The organism is Nonomuraea cavernae (assembly GCF_014646355.1).
GTDB lineage: Bacteria > Actinomycetota > Actinomycetes > Streptosporangiales > Streptosporangiaceae > Nonomuraea > Nonomuraea cavernae.
The window spans coordinates 270,526-276,806 of record NZ_BMNH01000007.1 but is presented as its reverse complement, the minus strand read 5'-3'; the positions used below and the strand labels follow the sequence as shown (position 1 = coordinate 276,806).

Annotated in this window: 6 protein-coding genes; 4 read left to right on the top strand and 2 right to left on the bottom strand. The window is 69.5% G+C overall.

Annotation, left to right across the window (positions count from 1 at the left end; all coding sequences use genetic code 11):
- Window positions 1–72: 72 nt before the first annotated feature.
- Entirely contained in the window at window positions 73–861 is a 789-nt protein-coding gene (locus IEY82_RS15400) for an NAD(P)-dependent oxidoreductase (RefSeq protein ID WP_189124786.1), read from the bottom strand.
- Window positions 862–1,119: 258 nt separating this feature from the next.
- Between IEY82_RS15400 and IEY82_RS15395 the strand changes: the two genes are divergently transcribed.
- Entirely contained in the window at window positions 1,120–2,046 is a 927-nt protein-coding gene (locus tag IEY82_RS15395; protein WP_189124785.1) for a DUF6282 family protein, read from the top strand.
- 12 nt (window positions 2,047–2,058) lie between these two features.
- Here IEY82_RS15395 and IEY82_RS15390 read toward each other — a convergent pair whose 3' ends face one another.
- Window positions 2,059–3,066 (bottom strand): DUF8094 domain-containing protein, encoded by a 1,008-nt coding sequence (locus IEY82_RS15390; RefSeq protein ID WP_189124784.1) that lies wholly within the window; start codon window positions 3,064–3,066, stop codon window positions 2,059–2,061.
- Between the two features lie 47 nt (window positions 3,067–3,113).
- On the opposite strand from IEY82_RS15390, the gene prfB reads away from it, so the two are divergent.
- The 3 genes from prfB (at window position 3,114) to ftsX (ending at window position 6,260) form a co-directional block, all read left to right on the top strand.
- The gene (gene prfB / locus IEY82_RS15385) at window positions 3,114–4,229 is read left to right on the top strand and encodes a peptide chain release factor 2 (RefSeq protein ID WP_189124783.1); all 1,116 of its coding nucleotides are present in this window, start codon (window positions 3,114–3,116) and stop codon (window positions 4,227–4,229) included.
- A gap of 417 nt (window positions 4,230–4,646) precedes the next feature.
- Window positions 4,647–5,336, top strand: a complete 690-nt coding sequence (gene ftsE, locus IEY82_RS15375) for a cell division ATP-binding protein FtsE (RefSeq protein WP_189124781.1) — start codon at window positions 4,647–4,649, stop codon at window positions 5,334–5,336.
- An 18-nt stretch (window positions 5,337–5,354) separates the two neighbouring features.
- Window positions 5,355–6,260 carry a permease-like cell division protein FtsX gene (gene ftsX, locus IEY82_RS15370; protein WP_189124780.1) on the top strand — a complete coding sequence of 302 codons (906 nt, stop codon included), beginning with the start codon at window positions 5,355–5,357 and terminating at the stop codon, window positions 6,258–6,260.
- Window positions 6,261–6,281: the final 21 nt, after the last annotated feature.

Genomic DNA, 6,281 nt, shown 5'->3' with positions numbered 1-6,281 from the left:
ACGCTGCCTCCCCACACGGAGGCCTGACACCTCGTCCGGTACGGCGAGGCGCGCGGCGGTGACCCCCACAGGTCACCGCCGCGCGTCGATCCGGGACAGCAGATCCTGGGTGGCCCGGCTGATCAACGGGGCGACCCCCAGGTCGTCGAGCATGTCGGCGGCGGCCCGCATCTCGGCGGTGCGGCGCACGGCATGGCGATGGGTGCCCTCCACCAGCCGGCGCACGGTGCCGGCGTCGGCCCGGGTCAGCTCGTCGGCGATGTTGTCGCGGAGCCAGTCCTCGCAGCCGGCGGCGCGCGCCGCGGCCAGTGCCTCGATCACCGCGGCGGCCAGGCCCTTGAAGAACACGCTGCGCAGCAGCTTGCGCTCGGCCGCCAGCCCGGCGGGACCGTCGAGCACGTCGACCAGGGCGCCGAGCGGGGTGAGCAGCCCGGCGTAGCGCCGCGCGCCGGAGCCGGAGACGAGCATCGGGGTGCGCAGCCCGCGTCCCGGCACGGGAGTCATCAGGGAGACGTCGGCGAAGCCGATGCCCCGCTCGGTGGCGATGCCGTCCAGCTCCCGCTTGACCTGCGGGGACGCGGTGTTGAGATCGGCCCACAGGGTGCCGGGGGCGCAGCCGTCGAGGCCCGCGCGCAGGGCGCCGGCCGACGCTGCGGAGCTGTTGACGCTCAGGACCAGGTCGCTCCCGCGCGCGGCCTCCGCCTCGCCGGCTGCCTCGATCACGCCCAGGGGCGCCGGCACGGCCGGGTCGTACCCGCGTACCGAGGCGCCGGCGGCCACGAGGTCGATCGCGATGGCGCTGCCCGCCTCGCCCAGGCCGAGCACCGCGACGCGAGGGCGGCCGTTCACTTCGAGACTCATCGTGGATTTCCTTCGCTGGAGACCCTGGGCTTCAGCCCTGGGAAGGAAGTCAAGGTCCGATCCCCTTGGCCGGCTGCGGCTACGGGGATGTTTCACCGGATTGGTGACGATATCGCTGACGTTTGCCGCCAGAGGAGGCGGTCCGCCGTGAGTCGAGACGGCGAGGCGAATTGGGCGGGTGATCCTCGGGGCTTGACGCCGGCGGCCGGGCTTGTTGACACTGCAATGCTGTTTTATGTCGACACTTCAGAGGTGGGCATGGCCGACTCGGCGCCTTCCCGGCGGGCTCGCGAGCTCGTGGCGGGCGCGTACGACATCCACATCCACGTCGCGCCCGACGTGATGCGCCGGCGCATCGACGACCTGTCCCTGGCCCCCCGGTTCGCCGAGACCGGTCTGGCCGGGTTCGTGCTCAAGTCCCACTACGTACCGACGGCCGAGCGGGCCGCGGTGGTGCGCGCCGCCGTGCCCGGCTTCGACGCGGTCGGCGCGATCACCCTGAACGGATCGGTCGGCGGCATGAACCCGGTCGCGGTGGAGTTGGCCGCCCGGAGCGGCGCTCGCGTCGTCTGGCTGCCGACCGTCGACAGCGCCAACCAGCGGGAGTGCACCGCCCACGACCCCGAAGGAGCCCGGCCCCCGATGTGGGCGCGGCTCCAGGAGGAGCTGCGGGCCGATGGGCTGGCGGCCGACCCGGTCGACGTCATGGGCCCGGACGGCGGCGTGCTCGACCACACCCGGCAGGTGCTCCGGGTGATCGCCAGGCACGACCTGACCCTGGCCACCGGCCACGTCAGCTCGGCGGAGAGCGAGGCCGTGGTCGACGCCGCCGTCGAGGAGGGGGTGCGCCGGATGGTGATCACGCACCCTGAGTTCACCTCGCAGCGGATGGAGCCGGAGCGGCAGCGCCGGCTGGCCGCCAAGGGCGCGCTGCTCGAACGCTGCTTCACCACCCCGCACACCGGCAAGATCAGCTGGGAGACCTGGCTGCGCACCATCCGCGCCGTCGGTCCCCGGCACTCCGTCCTGTCCAGCGACCTCGGCCAGCCGTTCAACCCGCCGGTGGAGGACGGCCTGGCGCTGCTCGCCGACCGCCTGCTCGCCGCGGGATTCACCGACGAGGAGATCCACGTCATGGCGGTGCGCAACTCGCGGTGGCTGGCCGGCGCCGACGACCGCGCGTGAACCGCGGGCCGGTCATTCCCCGGAGGCGCGGGTCAGGGTGCCGTCGTGGGCGATGACCCGCGCGGCGGCCGGGGCCGACGAGGGGGGCACGGAGGTGGCGTACTGGTGGGTCTCGGTGAGCCTGAGCGTGCGCCGCACCACGTGGGCGTCGACCGCCCACCGGGCGTTTTCGGGCACCGGGATGTAGTCGTCCTCGGCCGTCTTGGTGGTCGTGGTGGTGTTGCGCGACAGGGAATACTGGATCAGCGCCCCGCCGCCCTCGGTGCGCAGGGCGTAGACGGGATAGTCGTTGCCGCTAAAGATCGAGTCGTAGCTGAACCCGTCGGCCTTGGCCCGGTCGCGCTCCACGGTGATCTCCTCGGCGAGGTCCGTGGTGTAGGGGCCCGAGGCGATCAGGCCCGCCGCGCCGGTGGCCCCGGTCTCCGCCACGGTGGCGTGCAGCGGCCCCATGTACTGAGGGCTGATCGTGACGCTCCTGTCGCCAGGGGCCACCGCGGCCGCGTAGCCCTCGGCGTCGAGCGCGATCACCGGAGCCTTCTGCCCCGGCAGCAGCCGCGTCGCCGAGCTGAGCCGCCAGTCGCCGGACTTGGCGAAGGTCAGCAGCGCGGGCCGGTCGTCGCGGGTGACCAGCACGGTGAACCAGGGGGAGGCCTCACCCGCGCCGAACCGCGGCACGTAGAAGGTCGGAGACCCCCACCGGTAGCGGGGCGGCTTGTTGCCGGTGGACTTGAAGGCGGCCTCGGTCAGCTTGGCCTCGGCGTCACGGTTGATCTCCAGGGCCAGCCGCAGGTCGCCGCCGGCCCGCAGCAGGTCGTCGGTGGCGACGAAGGTGGCGAAGGCCTCGGCGGCCTGGGCCCGCGTGACGGCGGGGGGCTGCGGCGCGGGCGTGGCGGGCCCGCTCGCGGCCGTCGTCGCCGCCGCCTCGGAAGGAGCGGGCGGCGAGGAGGCGGAGCAGGCGGTCGCCCCGGCCAGCAGGACGGCGGCGAGCGCCAGCGCCTTCCGCCGACCTTGTGTACGCACCTCGCCATGTTATTCGGGCGGGCGAGGGTCGCGTACTCTTGGGAGACGTGGCAGTCATCGATCCGGCAGAAGAGATCAACGAGCTCGCGGGCACCCTCCGGAGCATCCAGGACGTGCTCGACCTCGACGCGATGCGCAAGCAGATCGAAGAGCTGGAGCAGCAGGTTGCCGCCCCCGATCTGTGGGACGACCCCGACCAGGCCCAGAAGGTCACCAGCAAGCTGTCCCACCTCCAGGGCGAGCTCAACAGGGTCGACGGCCTGGTCCGCCGGCTCGACGACCTCGGCGTCCTCTACGAGCTCGCGGCCGAGGAGGGCGACGACGACACCAAGGCCGAGGCCGACAAGGAGCTCTCCTCGCTCCGTTCCGACATCGGCGCGCTCGAGGTCCGCACCCTGCTGTCCGGCGAGTACGACTCCCGCGAGGCGCTGCTGACGATCAACTCCCAGGCCGGCGGGGTCGACGCCGCCGACTGGGCCGAGATGCTGCTGCGGATGTATCTCCGCTGGGCCGAGCGCAAGGGCTACTCCACCGAGGTCTACGACACCTCCTACGCCGAGGAGGCCGGCATCAAGTCGGCCACCTTCACGATCAAGGCCCCCTACGCCTACGGCACGCTCCGCGGCGAGCACGGCACCCACCGGCTGGTCCGCATCAGCCCGTTCGACAACCAGGGCCGCCGCCAGACCTCGTTCGCGGGCGTCGACGTGGTGCCGGTCGTCGAGCAGACCGACCACATCGACATCAACGAGGACGAGATCCGCGTCGACGTCTACCGTTCGTCCGGCCCCGGCGGCCAGGGCGTCAACACGACCGACTCGGCGGTGCGCATCACCCACCTGCCGACCAACATCGTGGTCTCCTGCCAGAACGAGCGCTCGCAGTTGCAGAACCGCGCCTCGGCGATGAACGTGCTGCAGGCCAAGCTGCTGGAGCGCAAGCGCCAGGAGGAGGCCGAGAAGATGTCGGAGCTGCGCGGCGCCAGCACCACGTCATGGGGCACGCAGATCCGCAACTACGTGCTGCACCCCTACCAGATCGTGAAGGACCTGCGCACGGGCACGGAGGCGGGCAACCCGACGGCCGTCCTCGACGGCGACATCGACGACTTCATCGAGTCGGAGATCCGCTGGATGCGCCGCCAGGAGTCGGAGACCGCCTGAGGAGTCGGAGACCGCCTGAAGGTCAGAGACCGCTCAGGTGCTTGAGCGCCAGGGTCAGGAAGAGCAGGACGACCAGCAGCAGGATGATCAGCGCGGGTGACAGCCCGCCGAATCCGTGGTGGTGCATCCGCTCACGATTGGCTCGGCAGAGGGCGCAGCGGCCCTCGATGACCGGGTGGGCACACTGCGCGCATACGAGGTGTTCGCAACTCATGTCAGCCCCAAGTCTAGCCGCACAATCGTTTTGTTTCCGTTATGGACGTTCCATGCCAGTCTTCCCCCTAGACTGTCCTCTGGCCAATCGGAACGTCGATCTTTGGTAAAGAGAGACGTCCCCGATGGGCGAGCGGCGGGAAGTGGGCATGTGCCACCCTCGCTTCCGTCTCGACCTCTAGACTGGCATGCCGTGATGCTCTCGTGATCCATTTCGATAATGTCACCAAGGTCTACACGAACCAGAACCGGCCCGCGCTCGACCACGTCTCCGTCGACGTGGACAAGGGCGAGTTCGTGTTCCTCGTCGGCTCTTCGGGGTCAGGGAAGTCCACTTTCCTGCGCCTGATCCTCAAGGAGGAGCGGCCCAACTCCGGTGCGATCCACGTCGCCGGCAAGGACCTGGCCCGCCTCTCCAACTTCAAGGTGCCTCACCTGCGCCGCCGCATCGGCTGCGTGTTCCAGGACTTCAGGCTGCTCCCGAACAAGAACGTCTACGAGAACGTGGCGTTCGCGCTCGAGGTCATCGGAAAGCCGCGGCGGTTCATCCGCAAGGTGGTGCCCGAGGTCATCGAGCTGGTCGGCCTGGAAGGCAAGGCCCACCGGATGCCCGACGAGCTGTCCGGCGGCGAGCAGCAGCGCGTCGCCATGGCCCGCGCGTTCGTCAACCGGCCGATGATCCTGTTGGCCGACGAGCCGACGGGCAACATCGACCCCGCGACGAGCATCGGCATCATGAAGGTGCTCGACCGGATCAACAGGACTGGCACCACGGTCGTCATGGCCACGCACGACGCGGCCATCGTCGACTCCATGCGCAAGCGCGTCGTGGAGCTGGAGGACGGCAAGATCGTCCGTGACCAGTCGCGTGGCGTTTACGGCCAGGCGTACTGACAGGAGTAGCAGGCAGAAATGCGGGCGAATTTCATCTTCTCCGAGGTCTGGATCGGCCTCCGGCGCAACCTGACCATGACGATCGCGGTGATCATCACCGTGGCGGTCGGCATGGCGATGCTCGGCGTCGGCCTGATGATCAACACTCAGGTCTCGATGATGAAGGACTTCTGGTACGACAAGGTCGAGGTCTCGGTCTTCTTGTGCAACAAGGGTTCCGCCATCCCTGCCTGCAAGGGCAAGGCGATCACCGCCGAGCAGACCAAGGCCCTCCAGGCCCAGATCCAGCAGACCCCCGGGGTCAAGGAGGTCTTCTACGAGGACCAGGCCCAGGCGTACAAGAACTTCCAGCAGTCCTACGCCTCCAACAAGGCGCTCGTCGACGCCACCAAGGTCGAGGACATGCCGACGTCGTTCCGGGTCAAGCTGTCCGACCCCGACAACTACCAGCCGGTGGTCGCGGCGGTGGAGGGCAAGCCCGGCGTCTCGCAGGTGACCAACCAGAAGGACCTGATCGGCAACTTCTTCAGCATGCTCGACACGCTCCGCTGGGCCGCCCTGGTGGTGGCGGGTGTCCTGGTTTTGGCCGCGGCGCTGCTGATCGGCAACACCGTCCGGCTGTCGGCCTACAACCGGCGCCGCGAGACCGGCATCATGCGGCTGGTGGGGGCGTCCAACCTCTACATCCAGCTGCCCTTCGTGATGGAGGGCATGATCGCCGGCCTGATCGGCGGCGTGGTGGCCGCGGTCTTCCTGATCATGGCGAAGGTGCTCATCTTCGAGGAGGTGGCCCGCTACCTCGCGATCGGCAGCCAGCTGGGCTGGGACTCCGTTGCCACGGTCATCATGGGCACTTTGGGGATCGGCGTCGTGATCTGTGTGCTCGCGTCCTTTATCACGCTTCGCCGTTACCTCAGGGTCTAGCGGAACGCCGGTAAGGTCGAG

Bases quoted from the DNA above. Each gene is read 5' to 3' on its own strand.
- ftsX (WP_189124780.1), top strand. From the start codon at position 5,355: ATGCGGGCGAATTTCATCTTCTCCGAGGTCTGGATCGGCCTCCGGCGC.
- IEY82_RS15395 (WP_189124785.1), top strand. From the start codon at position 1,120: ATGGCCGACTCGGCGCCTTCCCGGCGGGCTCGCGAGCTCGTGGCGGGC.
- IEY82_RS15400 (WP_189124786.1), bottom strand. From the start codon at position 861: ATGAGTCTCGAAGTGAACGGCCGCCCTCGCGTCGCGGTGCTCGGCCTG.